Source organism: Tautonia rosea, assembly GCF_012958305.1.
GTDB lineage: Bacteria > Planctomycetota > Planctomycetia > Isosphaerales > Isosphaeraceae > Tautonia > Tautonia rosea.
Window position 1 is genome coordinate 81,912 of the sequence record NZ_JABBYO010000006.1, and the last position, 22,306, is coordinate 104,217.

Here is a 22,306-nt window from a genome sequence, read left to right on the forward strand (position 1 = left end):
CGGCGTCGGGCGATGTTCGGTTCTCGCTCCCGAAGTGTGGTCGGACTACCATCGAGTCGTCTTGCAGTGCGTGAAATGATGAGTCGCCCCTTCGATCTGGCCGCTGATGGCCTCCGGAGCCCCTCCCATGCGTTCTGTTTTCCTTACGGGCCTGGTGTTGACCCTCTTCCTGAGACTTCCGCTTTCTGTTGAGGGTCGTGAGGAACCTGATCGCATCGAGGCCAAGGCCGAGGCATTGGCCGCCCTGCTCGAACCGATTCGCGAGCAACACGGCTTGCCCGCGCTTGCCGGGGCGATTGTCACGCCCGAAGGGCCGGTCGCCGTGGGAGCGGTTGGCCTTCGCCGATCGGGAAACGGGCCGCCGGTGACCATCAATGATCGCTTTCATCTCGGGTCGTGCACGAAGGCGATGACCGCGACCTTGCTCGCCACGTTTGTCGAGGAAGGGGTCATCTCGTGGCAGACGACCCTGGCCGAGGCGCTGCCCGAATTCGCCCGGGTGATGCACCCGGACTACCGATCGGCGACGATCGAACAGGTGTTGGCCCACCGCGCAGGATTCTCTGGAGAGACGGCCGCGCCGGGGTTGTCGTTGGGTGCCATGAGGGCCTCACGCGCCTCCCTGACCCGACAGCGGACCGACTACCTACGTCGGGTTCTGGCGGAGGCCCCTTCCTCTCGGCCAGGAACGACGTATGAGTATTCCAACCGAGGATACATCGTCGCCGGAGCGATTGCCGAACGTCTGGGAAGGGCACCCTGGGAGGTCTTGATGCGTCGGCGGCTGTTCGAGCCGCTTGGGATGTCGTCAAGTGGGTTTGGTCCGATGGCGTCGCCGGGACAGGTTGATCAGCCCTGGCCGCATGTTGTCCAGAATGGCCGGACGGTGCCGATTGCCCCCGGCCCTGGGGCGGACAACCCCTTGCTCCTCGGCCCGGCGGGCACCGTGCATGCCTCGCTGGGGGACTGGGCTCGCTTCGTTGCTTGCCACTTGCGAGCGGGAGAAGAGGGCCCCGCTTTGCTCACTCCGCAAACCTTCGCCACCCTGCATGCCAAGCCGGCCGAGGGAAATTATGCCTTTGGCTGGGGCTTCCATGAACGAAGCTGGGGAGACGGCACGGTCTTGAACCATGCCGGAAGCAACACCATGAATTATGCAGTGGTCTGGATGGCGCCGAACCGTCGCTTCGCTGTCCTCGCTGCCACCAACCAGGCGGGAGACGCGGGGCCGAAGGCCTGCGACGAGGTGAGTTCGGCCCTAATCGAGCTGTATCGCTCGACGAACTCCCCGGACAATCCTCGCCGCCCGCGAGATGGCGAGTGAAGGCCGGTCTCGGGCCCGGGCCGCATCACCGCGATTTGGTTTGCGGTCTCGGTTGCTGGCGCATAGACTTGCACGCAGTTCGCATGATTGCCCGAAGATCCGGCTGCTGTCGCGACCGCCTCGGCCAGTAGAGGAACAACCCATGATCCGAAATCGCGTGCCAATGCGTGCCTCCGGTCGCTGCCCGATTGCGCTGCTGACCCTGGCCGCCTGCGTGGTCATTCCTTCGGTGTCGTCTGCATCCGACGACGCCGAGCGGCCCGCCGCGGTCGTCGGGCGGGTCGTCGGGCCGGACGGCGAGCCGGTGGCCGACGCCCGGGTCTGGACGCGGGTTCCCGGGTCCCGCGATGAGGTCGAAGCCCGCACCGACGCCGACGGCCGCTTCTGGATCGGCCCGCTCGCCCCGGCCTGCCCGTGGAAGGAGCCCGTCTTCGTCGAGGCCGACGGCTTCGCCCAGGGGTACGCCCGGCCGCTGGGCTTCTCGCTCTTCGCCGGGGTCGAGCATGAGCTCGGCACGATCCGGATCGACCGCGGCCGGGTCGCCAACGGCCGGGTCCTCGACGCCGACGGATGCCCGGTGGCTGGCGGCCCGGTCGAGATTCTGGTCTGGCTCGAGTCCCGGGGGCCGACCAGCGGGGTCGCTGCCATCAGGTCCGCGACCGAGACCGACGCCGATGGGCATTTCCGGACCCCGCCGCTGCCTACCGGCAGGCTCTCGGTCCAGGTGCTCGTCCCCGGCTTCAAGCTCGGCAGGACGTTTGCCCGGCTCGCACCCTCGCCCGGCGAGGAAGAACTGGAGCCGATCCGCCTGGAGCCCGACGCGCCGATCAAAGGCGTCGTCGTCGATCCCGAGGGCCGCCCCATCGCCGGCGCGAGCGTCCGTACCTACGGGAACTACGACGCCGTCGAGACCGACGACGCTGGGGCCTTCACCCTGTCCGGCATGGTCCACGACCGCTTCCCATTCCAGGTCTCGAAGCGCGGCTACCTGCGGATGTCGCGCTCGGTGACGCGGACCGAGGACGGCCTCTCCTGGAAGGAACAGGGGCCGGACGGCGAGCCGGTGGAAATCCGCCCGGTGGCGGACCTGAGGGTCGTGATGGAGCCGGCCTCGTGGATCGAAGGCCGCGTCGTCGATGCCGAGACGGGCGAACCGGTCCGGATCGAAACCATCGTCCTCTGCCAGGTCTTCCGCGAGGCCGATGGGACTCCCGTCTTCCGCAGTTGCTTCTCGGCGTCGTTCGAGCAGCCGGAGCCGGGCCGATTTGTCCTCTCGTACGGCACGCCCGGCGAGTACCACCTCGCCGTCTCGGCCGATGGCTACCACGACGCCGAGGCGTTCACTCCGGAGGTAGAGTCGCTGCGGCCGATCGAGGGGATCGTCGTCTCGATGACCTCGAAGGACGCCCCGCCGACGCCGGTGATCGAGGACGCCCGGATCATCGGCCGGGCCACCCGTAACGGCGAGCCGATCGCGAACGGCTGGGCCTGCCTCGGGATCCTCTCGCGATCGAACGCTGTCAACTCGTCCGTCCAGCGCGGCCGGGTCGTCGCCGACGGGTTCTGGCCGTCGGGCCGGAGCGTCCCGATCCGGGACGGGGCGTTCGAGCTGGAGCGGCGGAACACCGGAAGGGATGTCTACGTGATGATTGACGAGCCCGGCCACGCGCCGACGATCGTCGGCCCGATCCGCCTCGGGCTCGGGGAACGCAGGGAAATCGAGGTCGAAGCCGTCGCAGGCGGCTCCCTCTCCGGCCGGATGGTCGATGGGGCCGATTGCGAGTATCTCTGGGTGGTCGCCTTCAACGACCTTGGTATCGTCGCCGAGACGCGGGTCGAGCCCGACGGCTCCTTCGCCTTCCCGGTCCTGCCCCCCGGCCGCTACGGCCTGAAGGCCGGCCACGACGGCCACGCCGACCCCGAGGTCGTCCGCGTCCGGTCGCTCGACATGCCCCCGGAGGACTGGGACGCCCCTGCCGACCCCTGGCGGAATGCCCTCATCGCGGACATCGAGCCCGGCGCCGAGACCTCGGGCGTCGTCCTTCCCCCGCCGGGCGACCCGGTCCCCGATCCGCGTTGAACCCTGTGGGATGGCGGGGTGGGCCCGGTCGCGTCCGGTCCGCCGATCGGATGCCGGGCAGACGCGTCATTCAGGCAAGGACAAAGACCCGCCCTTGCCGAGCCTTTCCAGGGCGCGGCGGCAGGCCGAACGGACGACCTCGTCCGGGTCGTCGAGCCGCGAGGAGAGGGCAGCGATCACGTCCGGGTCGGCCTCCCCCGCCGAGCCGAGTAACACCGCAGCGTTGCGGAGGAGGCCAGAGCGCTTGGTCCGTGTGATGGCGGTGCCCTGGATCAAGGTGGCGGTTGTCTCGTCGTCGCTCCGGAGTAGCTCGACCAGATCGACGGCAACCCGCCTCGGATCGGCCGCCAGTTCTGGGTCGGTTCCTGGGGGAGCTTTCCGGTTCCAGGGGCAGACCTCCTGGCAGAGATCGCACCCGAAGAGCCAGCCGTGGAGGGGGGCGGCACCCTCATCGGGCAAGGGACCGCGGTGCTCGATGGTCCAGTAACTGATGCATTTGCGGGCATCGAGTCGACCGGGAGCCGCGAAGGCGTCGGTCGGGCAGGCGTCGAGGCATCGGGTGCAGGTGCCGCAATGAGTTGATTCGTGGGGAGAGTCAGGTTCGAGATCGAGGTCGGTCAATAAGGCACCAAGCAACGTATAGCTGCCAATCTTTCGATTGATCAGCATGGTGTTCTTGGCGATCCAGCCCAGGCCTGCCAGGCGGGCGAAATCCCGCTCCAGGAGCGGGGCGGTATCGGCCACGGCCCGAGAGTGCGATCGAGGGAAGGCAGCGTCGAGCTGCCCTTTCAGTTGCCCCAATCGTTTCCAGAGGACCTTGTGGTAATCTCTTCCTCGGGCGTAGCGGGCAATCTTGCCGGTACGGCCTGTTGAGGGTGGATCAGGCTCGCGGGGGTTGTACGACACGGCCACCACCACGACCGACCGCACTCCTTCGAGGACCGAGTCGGGGTGACGCCGCGCCTCGGCATGGGTGTGCATATAGGTCATCTCCGCCGCGTGTCCCTCGGCGAGCCAATCGAGGAACGACGCATACCCCGGAGGCGAGACAGCCGGGGCGATCCCGACGAGGTCGAACCTGAGATCCCGGGACAGACGTTTCACCACGGCCGATCGTTGGACGCGGTCCTCGACACTCACGGCAAGCGGTCCCGGAAGTGGGAGTGGCAGGACTTGCAGTCGTTCGCCGCTGCCTGAAAGGCGGTCGTTGCGGCCTCTCGATCAATCACCGAAGGACGCAGGGCGTCTCGGAGGGTGAGCGCGTTTCGCTCGGATTGGCGCAGCAAGGCGAGGAACGCATCCCCCCTCTCCTTCGACTCGTCAAGCCGTGCAAGCTCGCGGTAGTGCTCGGCGAGTAGGGTGGCCTCATGTGACGGGTCGAGGTCGGGGTGATCGTCGGGCACGCGGAATCCGGCGTCGGCGATGGTCTTCACGTGCTCCCAGCGCAGGTCGATCCCAACCATTCCTTCGACCAGATCGGGAACCTCGGCCTGCTCGGGCAGGTCGGTCTCGGTTAGCGCGGCGATGGCGATTGCCGAAGGAGGAGTGAACGTCTCGATGCTTGTATAAAGACCCGCGTAATCGGCCGACGTTCCGGCGCGTTCGAGCCAGTTCCGGGCACGTTCGTGGTCCCAACCTTCGGCGACCATCCCGCAGATGGCCGCCGCGGCTGGGCCGCGATGCTTGCCGTGATGGCAGTGAAGATAAATGGGTCCCTTGGCCTCCTTCGCCACCTTCGCCAGGGCGAGGGCTCGATCGGACGGGATGCCATCGTAACCCACGGGCAAATGGATATATCGTAATCCGTATTGCCGCGCGCGATCGAGGTCGGGCACCTGACCGTCCACACTGACAATCGTTTTCACGCCGAGTTCGGCAAGCGTCTGGAAGGCCTCCTCCCCCTTCGGTTGTCCTCCGCTGAGGAGTCTTGGCGAAAGGCGGAACAGGTTCTCGATGCCAGGGGCCTCAAGACGCACGGGTTCCTCGACAGGACCAGGAACGCTTCCGATCCCGCTCACGATTGCCAGTCCAGCGATGAGCATTCGATGCATGGTCGTAGGTCCGATCCGTCGATCGTGTGGTCGTGTTCTGTGCACCATCGAGAATCGCGGACGGGGAGGGATGTTGTCAACCAAGGGAAGCGAATGCGAGCGAATCTGGTGTGCAAACCGATCAGCCGAAACCACAAGCGACCAGGGCGTTGCCCGTCGATCGGTCCGTCGGCAAGAATTGCGAAATTGCCGACCACAATGCTCACGAGAACCACGAGGGATCCATGATTGTCTTCTGCACCGTGTTGGTGATGCTCGGACGTTTCCAGGACGTTGAGGCCGATCAAGACCGCGTGGAGATTCCGAGCGGAGCGACGGTCATTGTCCCGAGCGAACTGCCAGGAACCGGCCCAATCGATCTGGTTCTCCACCTCCACGGCGCGGTCGGGGCGATTGATCGGGCATTGGAGGAGTCGGGCTGGAGAGCCGTGGCTGTGGTGGTCAACGAGCCGGGCCTGTCGTCGGCCTATGCCCGTCCCTTCTCGGACCCCGAGCGATTTCCGACCCTGCTCGATGAGGCAAGGACTGTGATCAAGACGCGGGTGCCAGAGCACGATCTCGACCGCGGTCGCCTGATCGTCAGTTCCTTTTCTGCCGGGTTTGGCGGGGTGCGCGAGCTGCTGGGACAGCCCGAGGCGGTGAATCAGATTGATGCACTGGTCCTCGCCGATTCGCTTTATTGTGGATATGAAGGGAACCCGGCCGATCGTCGCCTCGACCCCGAGAAAATGGTCGGGTTCCGACACTTCGCGAGCGACGCCACCGCGGGCCGAAAGGCCATGCTCGTCACTCACTGTGAACTCATTCCCGACGGCTACGGCAGCACCGCCGAGTCGGCTGACGACCTTGTGCGCCACGTCGGGGGGACCTTCGAGCAGGTCAACGAAGACCTCGGCGACGGGTGGATTCTGTCAAGGCGATGTGATGACGGGGCGTTCCGAGTGCTCGGTTTTGAGGGGACTGAAGGAGAGGATCATCTCCGACATCTCCGAAGACTTGGTGAACTCTGGCGTCACCTGCCCGAGCTTCCGACAGTCGACGTTGCAGGACCGACTGACAATCGGTGACAATGCTCGATCAGGGGCACGCCGAGTCGGCCGTGCGGCGCGATCCGGAAGTCGAAGGCGACGGACGATGCAACATCCGCTCTTATCTCGAAAAGCCGAACGATTCACCGAAAGCGTGATCCGAGGCATGTCGATCGAGGCGCGCAAGTATGGCGCCGTGAATCTGGCCCAGGGGATGCCCGACTTCCCCGCTCCCGAGGCCATCAAGGAAGCCGCCTGTCGGGCCATCCGAGACGATATCAATCAATATGCGATCACCTGGGGCTCGACGAACCTTCGCGAGGCCATTGCCGAGCACGCCGCCTGGCACCTGGGGATGCAGGTCGATCCGGAGCAGGAGATCACCGTCACCTGCGGCAGCACCGAGGCGATGATCGTCGCCTTGCTGTCGCTCATCAATCCCGGCGACGAGGTGATTCTCACTCAGCCCTACTATGAGAATTACTGGCCGGACTGCATCATTGCCGGGGCCGAACCGCGCTTCGTTCCGATTCGCCCGCCCCACTGGTCGTTCGACTTCGACGAGCTGGCCGCCGCGTTTAACGACCGAACGAAGGCGATCGTGCTCTGCAACCCGAACAACCCGACTGGCACCGTGTTCAGCCGAGACGAGCTGGAACACGTCGCCGCGCTGTGCCGCAAGTGGGACGTGATCGCCATTACCGACGAAATTTATGAACACATTCTCTACGATGGCCGCCGCCACGTCTGCATCGCCTCGCTCGATGGCATGCGAGAGCGTTCGGTGACGGTCTCGGGCATGTCGAAGACCTTCGGCGTGACCGGCTGGCGGGTCGGAACGATCATCGCCCCGCCGAAGATGACCTGGGCTTTTCGGCAAATGCATGATTTTATCTCAATTGGTGCTGCGGCCCCATTGCAGGAGGCCGGAGCCGTTGCCTATCGCCTGCCCCGATCGTATTTCGACGACCTCTCGTCGGCCTACCAGGCCCGCAGAGATCGCTTTTGCCCCCCGCTGCAAGAGATCGGCTTTGACTTCGAGCCGCCGCAAGGGGCTTATTATGTGATGGCCGATTTTTCGAACTTTGTGGGAGACCGGCCCGACGACGAGGCCTTTGCCCGGCATCTCGTCCGTGAGATCGGCGTGGCCACCGTTCCTGGTTCCAGCTTTTTCCGAGACAAGGACTTGGGCCGCCACCTCGTGCGGTTTTGCTTTTGCAAGCAGGATGAGACGCTCGATGCCGCAATCACTCGTTTGCGATCGCTTCGGGCGCTCGTCTGACTCGGGGCCAATGTGCGATTTCGAAGGAAACGGCCCCCGATCCGCAGCGATTCTGTTCAATGAGGCCGACCCATCATCGAACATCTTCGCGAGGCTCGCAATGATCGCGGCTTCAACGGGAATACGAAGAGGGGGAAGACCGTGATCGATCCGGCGAACCGAAATCGTCTCAGCCGCCGCCAATCGCTCGCCAGAACGACGGGTGTGATGCTGCTGATTACGCTGGCGGTTCCGGTTGCGGCCTGGGGCCAGGGGGCGGCCAGTGTGTTCGTGGTCGGGGTGAATGGCAACGGCTTGCGAACGGTCGCGGCGTCAGGGGTTGGGCCCGAGGGGTTTCATCGGGCGGCTTACCCGAGCTGGTCACCTGATGGTCGGTTCATCGCGTTCACGGCCTTCGATACGACAGGGAGACGACCCGAGATAAGGATTGTCTCCCGAGACGGTGGCCCATCTCGAACGATCGTTGGGGGAGTCGCCCCTTCCTGGTCGCACGATGGGTCAAAACTCGCCTTCATGATCAGTGGAAAACGCACGATTGCAACCGACTGGACCCGCCCGGGACGGAACGATGAGCGCGTGGCGATTGTCCCGCTCGATCGGCCCGAGGTTCTGCAGGATGTCGGCGCGGGGCTTTGGCCGCGCTGGTCGCCAACTGACGATCGCCTGGCCTTTTCCAGCCGACAGGAAGCGAGCTGGGATATTTTCGTCCGATCGGCCGACGGAATGAGCCTGGCTCGCCTCTCGGACAATCCAGCGATGGATACCGAGCCGATCTGGACCCCCGACGGACGCGAGGTCATTTTCCTGTCCAACCGTGGCGTCCGCTGGGACCTTTATCGTGCCCCAGCAGACGGCTCCGCCGTTCCTCGACGATTGACCAACCACCCGAGCCGGGAAGAGAATGCGAGCCTCAGCCCCGACGCCTCTCGGATCGCCTTTACCGACCAGCCTGGCCGCCCGAATAGCCGGATCCTGATTCTCGATCTCGCCAGCGAGGTCGTTCGTCCGTTGCTTCCCGACCCTCTCGGCGACCGCGACCCCACCTGGTCGCCTGACGGCCTGTTCATCGCCTTTGCCAGTCGCCGACCCTTGCCGTGAGTCGATTTTGGATCGAGAGGTGACGGCTTGCAGGGAGTCACCGCGGCCTCGATCCGCCGAGCCGTCTGGACCGCTGTCGCAGTTGGACGCCGACGACCGCCAGACCTCCCAGACCGACCAGGAGCAGCGACGAGGGTTCGGGGATGACGGTGGGCGTCACCCGCAGGATGCGGTCGTTCAGGGGATCGGCCAGATACAGCGCCCCGTCAGGCCCAAAGGTCATTCCTCCGATCGGTCCCAGGCCCGAGAGGATGATCTCGGTCTGGCCGCTGGCATCGATCCGGACGATTTCACCGGCAAGGCCCTGGGTATACAGGTCGGTGCCAAACATGCCGCCGGGGGCAAACGCGAGGGTCCTCAATTGTCCCTGGGGTGGTACGCTGCTCGGATCGAACAGGGTGGCGAAGGCATTGTTGACCAGCGTGCCATCGGCATTGTGCACTCGAATCACGCCGTCGCGGTGGCTGGTGAAAATCTGATCGCCAGGACCGATTGCCAAACCTGTTGGTGAGGTTCCAAAGCTGTTAAATTCGATCAAGCGCGTGATCTGAAGATTCGATCCCGGCTCGCGTGTCAGGGCAAACACGCTGCGAGACTCGCCAATATCCGTCAAGAGCATCCGTCCGGTTGAATCGAACGCCATTTGATGCGGATTGGTAAACTGGAGCGTGTTGATAAAGTTGATCGTTCCGTTCGGGCGGATCGCCGAGAGTCGGCCCCGGTTCTGAACGCCATTCCAGGGGGCCAATCCTCCCACGAGAACCGATCCGGCGACCCCCGAGATTCGCCCTTCGGCGTCGAAAAGGACGGCATCTGGGTCATTGATTTGCTCGTTGCCAAAGCGCGTGACCGAGGTGCCTCCGGGGGCAATCCGATAGACCCACGACGGCCCAATGTCGGCGCCATCGGTTGCGGACGAGCCCGCATAAAGCGAGCCGTCCGACCCGAACGTGAGCTGTGTGGGAGTCCGGGGAAGTCTCGCGTATTCGGTCACCACGAACTCGGACCGCCCTTCACTGCCGAGCAGCAGGACGGCGATCAGGCCTAGTCCGTTGAGGAAACCGATCGGGTCATTCAAGCGGTGCATCGGGGAAATCTCCTTCTGACCAACGGTGCGGCGATCGGGCCTGGTCGATGGGTTTGTTTGCGTGATCGGGTCGTCAAGGTGTGGTTTCGGGAGCATTTGTGAGAAAAATACAACGTCATGCGGACTGACGAGACCCATTGCTTGACAGCATTTGCGGAGGGGTGTTAGCGTTGCTCATCGCTGCGTGGGAGTGATCGCGATGGCACGCGTCCACACGGCTCCCTCACCAGGGATGACGATCGGAATGAACACGATCGTGGCAAGCAGGGGGAGCAATCGTTCTTTGAAGTCGGGCTGCGGGGGAGGGTCGATGGCGATCGCAGACTGCGGCAAGACGGATCGCGGCTTGATCGGGAAGGTCGCCGACTGGCGCGATGCCTCGGCCTGGGGCCGGTTCGATGCGACGTATCGGCCCATGGTCCGCTCCTGGGGTCGGCGCTTTGGCTTTGAAGGGGATGACCTGGAGGAACTCTGCCAGGTCGTGATGATCTGGCTGAGCCGGAAAATCACGAGCTTCCGCGATGAGCCGACACGAACCTTCCGGGCCTGGCTTCGGTGCGTCGTCTCGTCTCGGGCGATTGACCTCCTGCGAGCCCGACGACGAGCCTTGCCGAACATTGACCCCGACGTGATGGTCGATGAGCGACCGCTGCCGCCGCTCGATTCCACGAGATGCTCGAAGACCGATCCCGTGCGGTCAGTCCCCGCCGAGGTCTTGCAGACCGTCCAGCGACGCGTGCAGCCCGAGAGCTGGAGAATCTTCTGGATGGTCCGCGTTGAGGGGATGTCGGTCGACGAAGTTCGCCACCTGTTCGGCAAAACCTACGCGGCAACCTACCGGAATCAAGAGCGGGTGGCTCGGATGCTTCGCGCCGAGATGGAACGGTTTCAATCGACGGATGCCTGATTTCCCTGGAGGCGGCAATGGCCACGGCGGCCTGCCCAAGTCTCGACGAACTACGCCAGCTTGATTCCGAGTTCCTTGACGACAGCCGTTTTGCCGTCCTCGAAGCACACCTCGAACAGTGTGGCCGATGCCGAGCCCAACTTGAGCAACTCCTGGCCGAGGCGTCACTGCTCCCCTCGATCTCGCCTGGCCCGGAGCCTGATCCGCCGGGCATCCCTCCCTCGTTCCCCGGTTATCGTGTTCGGCGCGAGCTGGGTCGTGGGGCCCACGGCGTCGTCTACCTGGCGACTCGGGTCCTCGACGGATCTCCGGTCGCGTTGAAGTGCCTCGGTGGCAGCCCGGTTGATCTGGCCCGCTGGCGTCGCGAGGCCGAGACCCTCCGACAGCTCGAATTGCCCGGCGTTGTTCGGTTGTTCGACGCCCACGAGGCTGGCGGCTGGGTTTGCCTGGTCATGGAGTATCTTGACGGAGGCAGTCTGGAACAGCGGCTCGATCCTGACCCATCGGCCGAGACGGCCGCTCGGCTGGTTGAAGAAATCGCTCGAACGATTGAAACCGTGCATCAGTCAGGACTGCTTCATCTTGATCTGAAACCTTCGAATATCCTGCTCTCCGGCGATCGCGATGAATCGCTCGACCGGGTGCGTCCCCTTGTGGCCGACTTCGGCCTGGCCTTGCCCTGGGGAGACGCCGAGGCTACCTGGACGATGGCTCTCGGGCCTCGCGGGACTCCCTCCTACATGGCTCCCGAGCAACTGGTTCCCGAGCGTGCCATGATCGGCCCGGCGGCCGATGTCTATGCCCTGGGGGCCATCCTCTACCGGATGCTCACCGGCCGTCCCCCGTTCCTCGCCTCGACGAAGCTGGAAACCTATCTCCATCTCCGTGATCGTGACCCGGTTTCCGTCCGTCGACTGAATCCGAGTGTTCCTGAGTCGCTCGAAACGATCTGCCTGGCTTGCCTTCGGAAATCGCCGGGTCAGCGCTATGCCTCTGCTGAGGCACTGGCCGATGATCTCCGACGCTTCCTCAACGGCCGCCCGATCCGCCAGCGACCGACTTCGAATATCGTCAAAGGGGCACGCTGGTGCCGTCGCAATCCGCTGGTTTCCGGATTGAGCCTGGCGCTGGCGGTCTCACTGGTGAGCCTTGTCTTTGTCCAATCGGCCCGATTGCGGGTCTCCCGAGCCGAGGAAGCCCGCCTTGATCGTGAACTTGTTCGCCTGGAAGAAAATCTGACGCTCTCGACCGACGTGTTGACGCATTACTCAAGTTATGCATACTCGCTTCTCTTCAAGGATCGGGCGATTGATGCCTCGTTTATTCTGGCCGAGATTACGCCGGTACGGGCTCGCCTGGAGCGGGCCCGGGAGTCCGGGACGATCGATCCGGCAAACCTGTATGGGCTCGGCCTGGTCGATTTACTCACTGCGGATATCCTGCTCACCCAGAATCGACCGTTGAGGGAGATTCGGCCCCACCTGATCGAAGCGAGAAACGCGTTTCAAGAGGCAATGCGCCGAGCGCCGGCGGCTCCGCATATCGCGGGAAATCTGGAACGGCTCGGGACGCACTGGTTCTTGCACCGGATCGGTGCGACGCTCGGCTACCTCGAACATACGGACTATGCGTATGACTGGGAGGGATCGGTGTCGTCGCTCGTCGATGCCATCGAGGCGGATCTCGACATGCTCGGGATCGACCGCCAGTCCGCGCTGACGCCGGTGATGAACGTGATGTCTTATATTGGGATCAGCCAGAGGAATGCCGACCATCCCGACGGTGCGAAATTCTTCTTCCAGTGGCAACGGCTGGGAGGCCGCATCATATCACAAACCGTCAAGGGGATCGACGAGGCCGAGCGCACGGCCGAACTGTACGAGGACATCGCTCAGGAACTTCACAATCGTTACCCCACCGAACCGGCGTTTGTCTACCTGCTTGCCGAGGTGTATCAGCAAAAGGCCAAGAATTGCTGGAAGCGAGACAACCTCGACGGGGTTCGTCACTGGCTCGCTCGCTCGATCGAGGTCAATGAGCATGCCGTGGCCCTCGATCCTTCCGTCGAGCGCTATCAAACGGTCCTTGCCGATCGTCGGCGTCGACTGGCTGAACTTTCCAGCGACTGACCTCGACGCGGTCGTGTCGGCCTTGCGCTTCCCGAGCGGATCGGATTGACGGACGAGCAATCAACGGTACAATCCGCCCCGGACTCCGACCGTTCCAGTCGGCACGATGGATCGTGCGCGGTGCCGGACGACGGGGGGATCGGTGATCTCGAGGCAATCCATGGACGATCGAGGATCGGCGGATCACCCGGGCCACGGTCGGCGCATTCGGGTGGAACTGCTCTTGCTGGCCACCGTCGCGATGCTCGCTCTCATGGCCGCGCCGAGCCTCTGGGGAGAGGTCTACACCACCGAAGATCTCGGATTCTTTCACATTCCGTTACGCATCTTCTTTGCCCGCTGCCTGGCCACCGGAGCCGACCCGTCCTGGTGCCCTCAACTCTTCTGCGGGTTCGACCTGCACGGAGAGGGGCAGATCGGCCTGGCACACCCCTGGCATCGCCTGCTCTACCGGGCCTTTCGGTTCGAGACCGCATTCAATCTCGAATTTCTGATCAGTTATCCGGCCACGATGCTCGGGATGATCCTGCTCTTGCGCCGTCGCGGGCTCCCGATCGATGCCTCGATGCTCGGCGGGTTCATGGCGGCCTTTGGCGGATTCATTGTTTTTCACTACATGCATGTGAACGTCGTGGCCGTGCTGGCCCACATCCCGTTCGCCTTGCTGGCGATCGACTTGATCATGCGGAGCGAATCGGCCCGAAGCCGATCCTGGCCAGGAGCGGCGCTGGCGGCGATCACCGGCTCGCAGCTCTTACTTGGCTATCCTCAGGTCGTCTTCTTTTCGATGATGATCGAAGGGCTGTATGCCGCTTCCGTTTGGTTCGAGGTGCGTGGTCGGCCGCGATGGCTGACAGCCCTGGTCGTTGCGAAGGTGCTCGGCCTGGGACTCGGGGCCGTACAGGTCTTACCCTCATGGGGGGCGCTGGCGGAGTCGGAACGCTCGGCCCCGACCGCGGAATTCCTCGGTATGCTCTCGCTGCCTCCGACCAATACGGTGCAATGGCTCGTCCCTTACCTGTTCGAGAGCCGCGTCTATGCTCCGGCGGAGGACCTTGTCCCCGGCTGGAGCGTTGAGCCCGCCAGCACCCTCTCTGATGCCCGAGTCAAGGAATACGGCCTTTACAATGGCGTTGCCGTGCCTGTGTTGCTGGTCTGGGTCCTCATGCGTCGCAGACACCTGGCGCACAGCCATCTCGCCTCCTGGGCGGTGGTGGTAACGAGCCTCGGCTTGATGCTGGCGTTCGGTAAGTATTTCCCGGTTTTCGAACTGTCACATCGGCTGCCGGGCTTCAACGTCTTCCGCGCTCCGGCGCGGTTCGTGCTCCTGGTCCATCTGGCCTCGTCTGTCCTGGTCGCGGTGGCGTTTGCCGATCTGACTGCCTTGCGATCTCGGGGCGATCGTCTTCCCTGGAAACGGCTCTGGCCCCTCGCCCTGCCGACGATCGGCTCCGTGGCGATCGTCGCTGCCGCCCGTTCCTGCTCGCCCGAAGCGTGGTTGGCCGATCATCAGGCTCGGGCCGGTGCCGTGTTTCTCTCGGTCGGACTGGTCTCGATCGTCTCGATCCTCGTGATCGCCTCGGCCCGTCGAGTATCCTGGGCTCCGACGGCCCTCGCCGTCTTGATCACGCTGGACCTTGGTGGCTATGCCATGACCTACCTCGCCTCGGGATCGCGAGCGAAGCTCGACCTGCTGGCCGCCTTTCATCCTGTGGCCACGCGGTCGATGGGAGAGCGAGCCGTTTTCGGACCTGGAATTCTTACGTGTGATAACATGTGGATGTTCAGCGGTCGAGGGCTCGTCGAGGGCTATGCCGGGCTGACCCCCGTGCGTCGGCTTGACTACGCGAAATCGTCGAGCCGACGGGTGGCCTCGGCGGCCTGGAGCGTCGGCCGCCCCGCCACTCCGCTTCCCGATCCGCTCCCCCGCGCCCGACTGGTGGCCGAGGCGCGCGTCAGTGACGATCCGAATCGCGATCTCGACACGATCGACCCGGCTCTCGTCGCGCTCGTCGATCGCCCGGTCGCGCTGGACGCCGGCGAACCGTCGTCGAGCCTTCCGATCATCGTCCGGGACCAGCCCGGAGACCTTCGGGTTGTGGTTGATTCGCCTGGACGCCGCCTCCTCGTGATCTCCGAGCGGAACCATCACGGCTGGACGGCCCGCGTGGATCGCCAACCGGCCGAGATCATCCGGGCCTACGGCGATTTCATGGGTATCGTCGTTGAAGAAGGGCAGCACATGGTCCACCTCCGTTTCCAGCCGAAGACACTGGCCGTGGGTAAGGCCATCTCGATCGCCTCGATGGCCCTGGTGATCGCCTGGCCGCTCTGCCTGCGATGGCGGCGAGGACCGTCTCCGCTTGCCCGGCGGACGCGAGCGGTGATCCTCAAAGGGGTCCACCGGCGATCCGCGTCCCCCGTTGATTCCTCCTCCATTGATGCGAGACAATCGTCAGCGTCGTAAGTAATCGCAACGTTTCTTCGGTTCGCAAGCTAGGCCGAGGCCCCCGGGAATCGGTCCTCGAAACGCGGAATGGTGTGCGATCACGGTGCGAGACTTGCCCAATGACGGATGATGACCTCCCCTCGTTTCGCATGCTCGATTGCACGCTTTCCGGAGTGTTTGCCAACCTCGCACTGGATGAGGCCCTGCTGATCGACGCCGATCAGACCGACGCCCCCCCCTTGCTGCGGACCTGGGAGCTGCCCGAACTGGCCGTCGTCATGGGGGCCTCGTGTCGGATTGCCGAGGCCGTACAGGTGGAGCGTTGCCGCGCCGACGGGGTTGCCATCGCTCGCCGGAGCAGCGGAGGAGGGACCGTCCTGATTGGGACGGGAGCCTTGAACTTCACCGTGATCCTTCCCATTGACTCGGCCCCGGGTCGAATGGCGGTTGACGACGTGCAGCGATGGGTGCTTGGTCGAATCGCTGAGCGTTTGCGGGCGTATGGGGCTCCGGTCGAGGTACTCGGCTCCGGTGACCTGGCAATCGAAGGTCGTAAATGCTCGGGAAGCGCCCAGCGTCGCGTGAAACGACGGTTTCTCGTGCATGCCTCCATTCTCTACGATCTCCCGGCCGACCGGATCGCCCGATATCTCGGCGCCCCTCCAAAACGTCAACCGGCCTATCGGGCGGGTCGGCCTCACGACGCATTCGTCACCAATCTGCCGATGCCGCGATCGGCAATTCTTCAAGCGATTCGAGAGGCCTGGATCGGCCCTGGCGACGCGCTCGAGCCCCCGCCCGTTCCCGACGCCTTGCTCGCCGATCTGCTGACCACCAAGTATACCGATCCCGCCTGGATTGAACGATTTTAGCCGCCAGGGCGTCTTGTTCGATCAAGAGAATACTGCCTGTTTCTCGACCAGGAGCATGTTCCCTCCACGAACGTCAAGGAAATCGGTACGGCTTTGAAGCCTCGATGCCGAACTAACCGAGGGATGGCAAGGTCTCTGTGAACTCTCAACACAAAACTCAGGATATTTTGCCTGAAAGGATTAAGCCTTTTTTCTTGACTTTTCAGGCGCGATCCACGAAACAAGTGTTGATGGAACTGCCCCCCAGCGTATTTAAGGGCCGTTTGTGCACTCATAGGCTCTTGAATTCGCTGGCTTCGATCTCCGGGTAGTTCCGGACATCGAACGGTTGAGACATTCTGAAGGCAGCGATTCATGACCGAATGCGGAATCCGAATGATTCGATCACATCAAGTCGCGACAATGGCCCTGCTGGCGCTGACGATCTCCGTCGCGGGCTGTGGAGGGGGTGACGGGCTCGATCGCCAGGCGGTGACGGGCACCGTGACCCTTGACGGGCAACCGCTGGAAACAGGCCTGATCACCTTTGATCCGGCTTCAGCCACCGCGGAAACCTCGACGGCTACCGAGATCGTCAACGGGACGTACACCTTTAGCTCACAAACCGGACCGGTCCCGGGCGAGTATCGCGTGGTGATCAACTCCTCGGGTGGTGAAATGGTTGAGCCCCCGGCCGGTCAGGCCCCGGGCGATACCTATCTTCCTCCCCCCGAGGAAAAAGTGCCCCGGAAGTACAACTCGCAGACCACGCTGACCGCAACCGTGGCGTCAGGGTCCAACGAACCCATCAATTTCGAGTTGACCTCGGATTGATTCGGTGGCTCACCGGACCCTGTCGGTTCGGTGAGACGTGTTCTCGTTTCATTTCATGCAGGCTTCGGAGATTTTTACTTATGCGAAATCGTTTCCGTAAGGGATTTACCCTCATCGAGCTTCTTGTCGTTATCGCGATCATCGGCGTTTTGATCGCTTTGCTGCTGCCGGCGGTGCAGTCGGCCCGAGAGGCCGCTCGTCGTGCGCAGTGCACCAATAATCTCAAGCAAGTCGCCCTGGCGATGCACAACTATCACGACACCTTCGGCTCCCTGGCCCCCGGCCGCAAGGGATGCTGCTGGGGCACGTGGCAGCTGTTCATTCTGCCTCAGATCGAGCAGATTTCCGCCTACAACGCCTTCAACTTCGACGGCAACAACGTCAATGGTCCCGACGGCTCGCACCGCTACTTCGGTGCGGTGAACCGCACCGTTGCGAACCTCGACATCTCGGCCTATCTCTGCCCGAGCGACTCGGGGTCGAACCCGGCCAACCCCATCACGGCGACCGTCAACGGGATGCGCTTCGAGTGCAAGTACCGCAACTACGTCATCAACATGGGCAACACCACCGTCTCTCAGTTGAACATGCCTGCCTTCGGCATCAACTTCGGTGGTGCTCCGTTCTATGACATGGGTTCGCCCAACATCGACATCGCTCCGCAGTACTACCCTGGCCGCACCACCCGCAAGGTTGTTGGCTTCTCGTCGATCAAGGACGGCCTGAGCAACACCCTGCTCGTCTCCGAGGCAATCATCGCCAACGGCCGAGACCTCCGCGGCTTTACCCAGTGGGGCGATGCCGTTGGCTTCAACGGCTTCCTGACCCCCAACAGCCGGTCCCCGGACGTCATCGACGACTTCTGGTGCAACCGCCAGCCGCCCAACCCTCCGTGCACCCCGGTCACCTCTGAGCTGGACAAGACCTTCGCCGCCCGCAGCTATCACCCCGGTGGCGTCAACGCCGCCATGGCGGATGGCAGCGTCAAGTTCGTCAAGGACACGATCAACGTCTTCGTTTGGCGGAGCCTGAGCACCACCAACGGTGGTGAGGTCATCAGCGCCGACCAGTTCTGAGCGTCGCTTGATCCGCCTGATGGCGGACCATGCATCAACGAGCCCGCCCGGGTCAGCTTCGACCTGGGCGGGCTCGTTGCATTGCCAGTTCTTGTCAGGGACTCAGGGCTGTTCGCCACTTTCGGTGTCGTTGTCAGGGTCGGCAGACTCCACTCCCGTCTCGCTGTCCGGTGCCTGGTAGTCTTCGCTGTCGGCCCGGATCTCTCGCGGAGGGATAATTGTGTCCGGCAGCGCCGAGGTCAGCTCATCGGCCCCGTTTTCGGTGATGTAGGTCCGATCCAGATAGAGATAACTGAGGTTCTTGAGTTCGGAGAGCACCGGAACCGCCTCATCGGTAATCGTCGTGTCGCTCAGATAGAGGCTGCTGACCTGCGGAATCTCCTTCAGGTAGACAACCCCCTCGTCGGTGATTGGCAGCCCGTCAACGTAGAGCGTTGTGAGTCCTTCAATCGGTGCCAGATCGGCCAGTCCCGGACCCGAAACGCCGGTGTTGGTCAGGCGGAGCGTGCTCAGCTGTGTGAGCGGAGCCAGGGCCTTCAGCCCCTCATCCGTGACTCTCGTGCCACTGAGATTCAACTCTCGAAGCTGTGACAGGCCGTTGAGCTGCTCCAGACCGGCGTCGGTAATGCCCGTTCCCGAAAGATTCAAGACGGTCAATCGCTGCAGGCCGCTCAGTGCGCCGAGTCCTTCATCCGTAATCGCCGTTTTGCTCAGATCGAGCCACGACAGATTCTCCAGCGTTTTCAGATTCGCCAGCCCGTCGTCTGTGACTTCGGTTCCCCCAAGGAAGACGGAACTCACTGTCGTGACTGCGCCGACGTTCGCCAGCTCTGCGTCGCCGATCGACTTGCCGTCAAAATTGATCAGAGACACCGAGCCATCCTCGGCCAGCTCGATGGTCCCTCCGGCGGCTTCAATGGCCGCTCGCTCGGCCGATTGAGACGAACAGCCCGCCGCCAGCAGGGCACAGGCCAGGAATCCCTTGAGAACACGCATTGATGAATCCTGAATGTTGAAGTGTTTGGGGCGACATCCAGACCGCGAACGCCGGCCAACATCCGTCAGGATTGTACTGGCCCTCGCCCCGCAACGCGACCGGCAGGCGTTAACCGACCGTCTCGGAACCCGGATCAGACTCAAGGGTGTCGATCAGCCCGCGCGTCCCCTTCACGCACCAGGAAGCGTTGATCGACCTCCAACCCCTCGATCGTCTCCCTCAAGCCCGAAGGCCAGGCGATCTCCAGGCGATCGACCCGAGTGGCTTCACCAAGCCCGACGTGCAGCCAGGGGCTCGATGCCGACTGATAGCTGCCGCCACCAACTCGAGGCACTACCCACCGCCTTCCTTCCGCCCAGACCGTACAGACCGCGCCGATCGCATCACGATTGGAACGCGTTCCTTCAAGCTTCAGAGCAATCGCGTGCCCCGCCTCGTCGATTCGGTTCAGAAACAACCCCAAGGGTTCTCCCTGAAACTGGGCGACCGCATCGATGCGGCCGTCGCGATCCACATCCCCGATCGCTAATCCTCGACCCAGCCGTGGGATGCCCCACGGCTCTGCGGTCGGATCAGCGAGCGGAACAAACCTCCCCTGGCCGTCGTTCAGGAGCAATTGCGTCGGCATCGCATACGGGTACTGGGGGCGAAAGTCATCGACATGACCATTCACGGTGAACAGATCGAGATCACCGTCGTTGTTTACATCCATCAACGCCGTGCCGAATCCCAGCAACGACCGCGATGCCGTCAAGAGGCCGATGGAGGCCGATCGGTCGAAGAACTGGCCATCGCCGAGGTTCTCGTAATACGTCGTTCCCTCGCCGAAGAAGTTCGTCACGAGCAGATCAATCCGGCCGTCGCCGTTCAGGTCGCCGCAGGCAATTCCCATCCCTGCCTGATAGCCCCCCTGGGCGTTGGCGGCCAGGCCTGCCGCTTCGCCCACTTCTTCGAAGGTGCCGTCGCCCCGATTGCGGAAGAAGAAATTTGCCGTCGCATCGTTGGCCACGGCGAAATCGATCCGGCCGTCCCCGTCGAGGTCGGTCGCCACCACGCCCAGCCCCCGACCCGGCTCGGCGACTTGAATCCCCGCCTCGTCTGAGATGTCTACGAAGTGGCCGTCGTCATTTCGATAGAGCCGATCCTGCTGCGCCGTCAAGGCAAGCGGATGACAATAGGAGAACGATCCGTCTTCCCGCTGACAGCGGATCGGGTTCTCCACGTCCCAGATAACGTATCGTGTAATATAGAGATCAAGATCACCATCGGTGTCAATGTCCGCGAACGCCGCCGAGGTCGGCCAACCGTCGAGCGTGTCCAGTCCGCTTGATTGGGTGATGTCCTCGAAGGTTCCGTCCCCTTGATTCCGGTACAGCGATCCGCTCCCGAGCCGGGTCACGAGCAGGTCGGGATGGCCGTCGTTGTCCAGATCACCGACCGCCGCACCGATCCCGTAGCCGGCTGCTCCTCCCAGTCCGCTTGATTGGGTGATGTCCTCGAAGGTTCCGTCCCCTTGATTCCGATAGAGCCGGTCGCCCGATCCCGGAGGCAATCCTTCGCGGTTTTTCAGCGGCCCCCCTTGCACGGCGAAGATGTCGAGCCAGCCATCGCCGTCCGCGTCAAGCAGGGCGACGCCTCCGCTCATCGTTTCGGGGAGTTGCCGATCGGATGTCTGGCCGGGGTCGTGGACGAAGTCGAGCCCGGCTTCTCGTCCGGTATCAACGAAGCGAACCGAACGAGACGTGCCGAGATCCCGATCGTTCGAGCCCTCCGACCCCGAACCGGCCGCGACAAACGCTCGCAGGTCGGCCAGGGTCGGGTCGGTTCCGACTTCGCGGTTGGCGTTGACTTCCCGAAGCCGAACCAGCGCCGCTCGCGAAACGTCGTCATGCCCTCGGGCTCGGGCGATCAGGGTCCACCAGGCCTCGGCTTCGAACTGACGTCCCAGCGTCTCGGCCCATTGGGCGAGTTGCGGCCCTTCCTCGATCAGGTCTGCCGTGAAGTGGCGATCTCGATAGCGATTGAGCACGTCATCAAGCGTTGCTTTTCGAGCCCGAACGGCGGCGGCCTTCTCCGCCTCACCCAATCGAACGAGGCATTCCGCCAGGCGTTCCAGCGCCTCAGCGTTCTCCGGATCACGCTCCAAAAGGCGATCGAGGGCCGATCGCGTCGCGTCGAGATCGCCCCTGCGTTCGGCGAACCATGCTTCGATCGCCATCAACCGGGCCGGAGACAGCCGATCTTCGGGCAGATGTTCCAGGGCGTTCTTGGCCCCCTCCTCATCTCCCCGAGCCCTCGCCAGGCGAAGCTGGGCGACCCGAACGGCCGGGTCATCGCCGCGACGCTCAAGGCATTGCTCAAGCCAGCGATCGGCCACGTCAAGCCGGCCTTCCTCAACCGCCAGGTGGAGCAACCCGAGCCAGACCCGATCGTCCTCCGGAAACCGTGCGAAGGCTGCCTCCAACTGTTCGCGCTGTTCTTCAATCGGAGGCGGTTCCAGGTCCACCGTGCACCATTGCCGAAGCAGGTCGCGCGGCGACGACACCCCCTCCCATTCCCGGCCGGGGGGCTGTTTGATCGCCTCGGTCCAGACCGCCTCCAGTACGGGCCTTGTCTCGTCGCGCCGTCCGGTCAGGAGCAAGAGCCGCACGAGTTGCTCGCGGAGCATGGCGAGCGTCTCAGGCAAGAATCCCTCGACCGGGTCGTCGATCGCGCGACGGAGGATCAATTCCGCCCAGGCAAGATGCCCCTCATCGATCAAGAGTCGAGCTGTGGCCAGCGCCGCCCGGGGGCCGAATTCCCCGTCACGCTCCAGGAGTCCATCCCAGGCGATGATCGCGGCCCTGGGATCGCCGAGTTCCCGCTCGGCGAGGCCCAGGTAATAGGCGGCCCGAAGGTGATCGGGCCGCTCGTCGACCAGGCGGCGAAGCGCGTTTCGGGCCGGGTCGAACCGCCCGGCCTCCAGGTCGGCCCCGGCCTGATCGACCTGGGCCTCAAACTGCCGCGCTTGCCCGCGTTGAACCGCACCATACGCGATCCAAAGACCGACGATCGCCAGAGCGATCCCCAGCAGCGACCCACGGACGATGAGGGCAGCGCGGCGAATCACGAGC

At 63.7% G+C, this 22,306-nt stretch carries 16 protein-coding genes; 11 read left to right on the forward strand and 5 right to left on the reverse strand.

Features of this window, described 5'->3' with window-relative positions; genetic code table 11:
• Positions 1–127 precede the first annotated feature (127 nt).
• Together HG800_RS12125 and HG800_RS12130 are read left to right on the forward strand one after the other, a co-directional pair.
• Positions 128–1,324, forward strand: coding sequence for a serine hydrolase domain-containing protein (locus HG800_RS12125; protein ID WP_169976897.1), 1,197 nt, complete (start codon positions 128–130; stop codon positions 1,322–1,324).
• Positions 1,325–1,466: 142 nt separating this feature from the next.
• The gene (locus tag HG800_RS12130; RefSeq protein WP_169976898.1) at positions 1,467–3,404 is read left to right on the forward strand and encodes a carboxypeptidase-like regulatory domain-containing protein; all 1,938 of its coding nucleotides are present in this window, start codon (positions 1,467–1,469) and stop codon (positions 3,402–3,404) included.
• Between the two features lie 66 nt (positions 3,405–3,470).
• Here the strand turns inward: HG800_RS12130 and queG are convergent, their stop codons facing one another.
• Positions 3,471–4,544 carry a tRNA epoxyqueuosine(34) reductase QueG gene (queG, locus tag HG800_RS12135; RefSeq protein ID WP_169976899.1) on the reverse strand — a complete coding sequence of 358 codons (1,074 nt, stop codon included), beginning with the start codon at positions 4,542–4,544 and terminating at the stop codon, positions 3,471–3,473.
• Positions 4,541–5,455, reverse strand: a complete 915-nt coding sequence (locus HG800_RS12140) for a hypothetical protein (RefSeq protein WP_169976900.1) — start codon at positions 5,453–5,455, stop codon at positions 4,541–4,543. Before HG800_RS12140 ends, queG begins: the two co-directional genes overlap by 4 nt.
• 224 nt (positions 5,456–5,679) lie before the next feature.
• On the opposite strand from HG800_RS12140, the gene HG800_RS12145 reads away from it, so the two are divergent.
• The 3 genes from HG800_RS12145 (at position 5,680) to HG800_RS12155 (ending at position 8,863) form a co-directional block, all read left to right on the forward strand.
• Positions 5,680–6,522 carry a hypothetical protein gene (locus tag HG800_RS12145; RefSeq protein ID WP_169976901.1) on the forward strand — a complete coding sequence of 281 codons (843 nt, stop codon included), beginning with the start codon at positions 5,680–5,682 and terminating at the stop codon, positions 6,520–6,522.
• Between the two features lie 127 nt (positions 6,523–6,649).
• On the forward strand, positions 6,650–7,765 hold the full coding sequence (locus HG800_RS12150) for a pyridoxal phosphate-dependent aminotransferase (protein ID WP_235963640.1): 1,116 nt from the start codon (positions 6,650–6,652) through the stop codon (positions 7,763–7,765).
• A 207-nt stretch (positions 7,766–7,972) separates the two neighbouring features.
• The gene (locus tag HG800_RS12155) at positions 7,973–8,863 is read left to right on the forward strand and encodes a PD40 domain-containing protein (protein ID WP_169976903.1); all 891 of its coding nucleotides are present in this window, start codon (positions 7,973–7,975) and stop codon (positions 8,861–8,863) included.
• Between the two features lie 37 nt (positions 8,864–8,900).
• On the opposite strand, the gene HG800_RS12160 is transcribed toward HG800_RS12155, so the two are convergent.
• Positions 8,901–9,950, reverse strand: coding sequence for a PEP-CTERM sorting domain-containing protein (locus HG800_RS12160; protein WP_169976904.1), 1,050 nt, complete (start codon positions 9,948–9,950; stop codon positions 8,901–8,903).
• A gap of 310 nt (positions 9,951–10,260) precedes the next feature.
• Between HG800_RS12160 and HG800_RS12165 the strand changes: the two genes are divergently transcribed.
• The 6 genes from HG800_RS12165 (at position 10,261) to HG800_RS12190 (ending at position 18,196) form a co-directional block, all read left to right on the forward strand.
• On the forward strand, positions 10,261–10,857 hold the full coding sequence (locus HG800_RS12165; protein ID WP_169976905.1) for an RNA polymerase sigma factor: 597 nt from the start codon (positions 10,261–10,263) through the stop codon (positions 10,855–10,857).
• 17 nt (positions 10,858–10,874) lie between these two features.
• Positions 10,875–12,986: a serine/threonine protein kinase gene (locus tag HG800_RS12170; protein ID WP_169976906.1), complete on the forward strand. Its 2,112-nt coding sequence runs from the start codon at positions 10,875–10,877 to the stop codon at positions 12,984–12,986.
• A gap of 160 nt (positions 12,987–13,146) precedes the next feature.
• Positions 13,147–15,453 carry a YfhO family protein gene (locus tag HG800_RS12175; RefSeq protein ID WP_169976907.1) on the forward strand — a complete coding sequence of 769 codons (2,307 nt, stop codon included), beginning with the start codon at positions 13,147–13,149 and terminating at the stop codon, positions 15,451–15,453.
• A 101-nt stretch (positions 15,454–15,554) separates the two neighbouring features.
• Positions 15,555–16,307 (forward strand): lipoate--protein ligase family protein, encoded by a 753-nt coding sequence (locus tag HG800_RS12180; protein WP_169976908.1) that lies wholly within the window; start codon positions 15,555–15,557, stop codon positions 16,305–16,307.
• Positions 16,308–16,682: 375 nt separating this feature from the next.
• Positions 16,683–17,120, forward strand: coding sequence for a hypothetical protein (locus tag HG800_RS12185; RefSeq protein WP_169976909.1), 438 nt, complete (start codon positions 16,683–16,685; stop codon positions 17,118–17,120).
• Between the two features lie 80 nt (positions 17,121–17,200).
• Entirely contained in the window at positions 17,201–18,196 is a 996-nt protein-coding gene (locus tag HG800_RS12190; RefSeq protein ID WP_169976910.1) for a DUF1559 domain-containing protein, read from the forward strand.
• Positions 18,197–18,298: 102 nt separating this feature from the next.
• Here HG800_RS12190 and HG800_RS12195 read toward each other — a convergent pair whose 3' ends face one another.
• Both HG800_RS12195 and HG800_RS12200 read right to left on the reverse strand, forming a co-directional pair.
• Positions 18,299–19,192, reverse strand: coding sequence for a hypothetical protein (locus tag HG800_RS12195; protein ID WP_169976911.1), 894 nt, complete (start codon positions 19,190–19,192; stop codon positions 18,299–18,301).
• Positions 19,193–19,332: 140 nt separating this feature from the next.
• Entirely contained in the window at positions 19,333–22,302 is a 2,970-nt protein-coding gene (locus tag HG800_RS12200) for an FG-GAP-like repeat-containing protein (RefSeq protein ID WP_169976912.1), read from the reverse strand.
• Between the last annotated feature and the right edge of the window lie 4 nt (positions 22,303–22,306).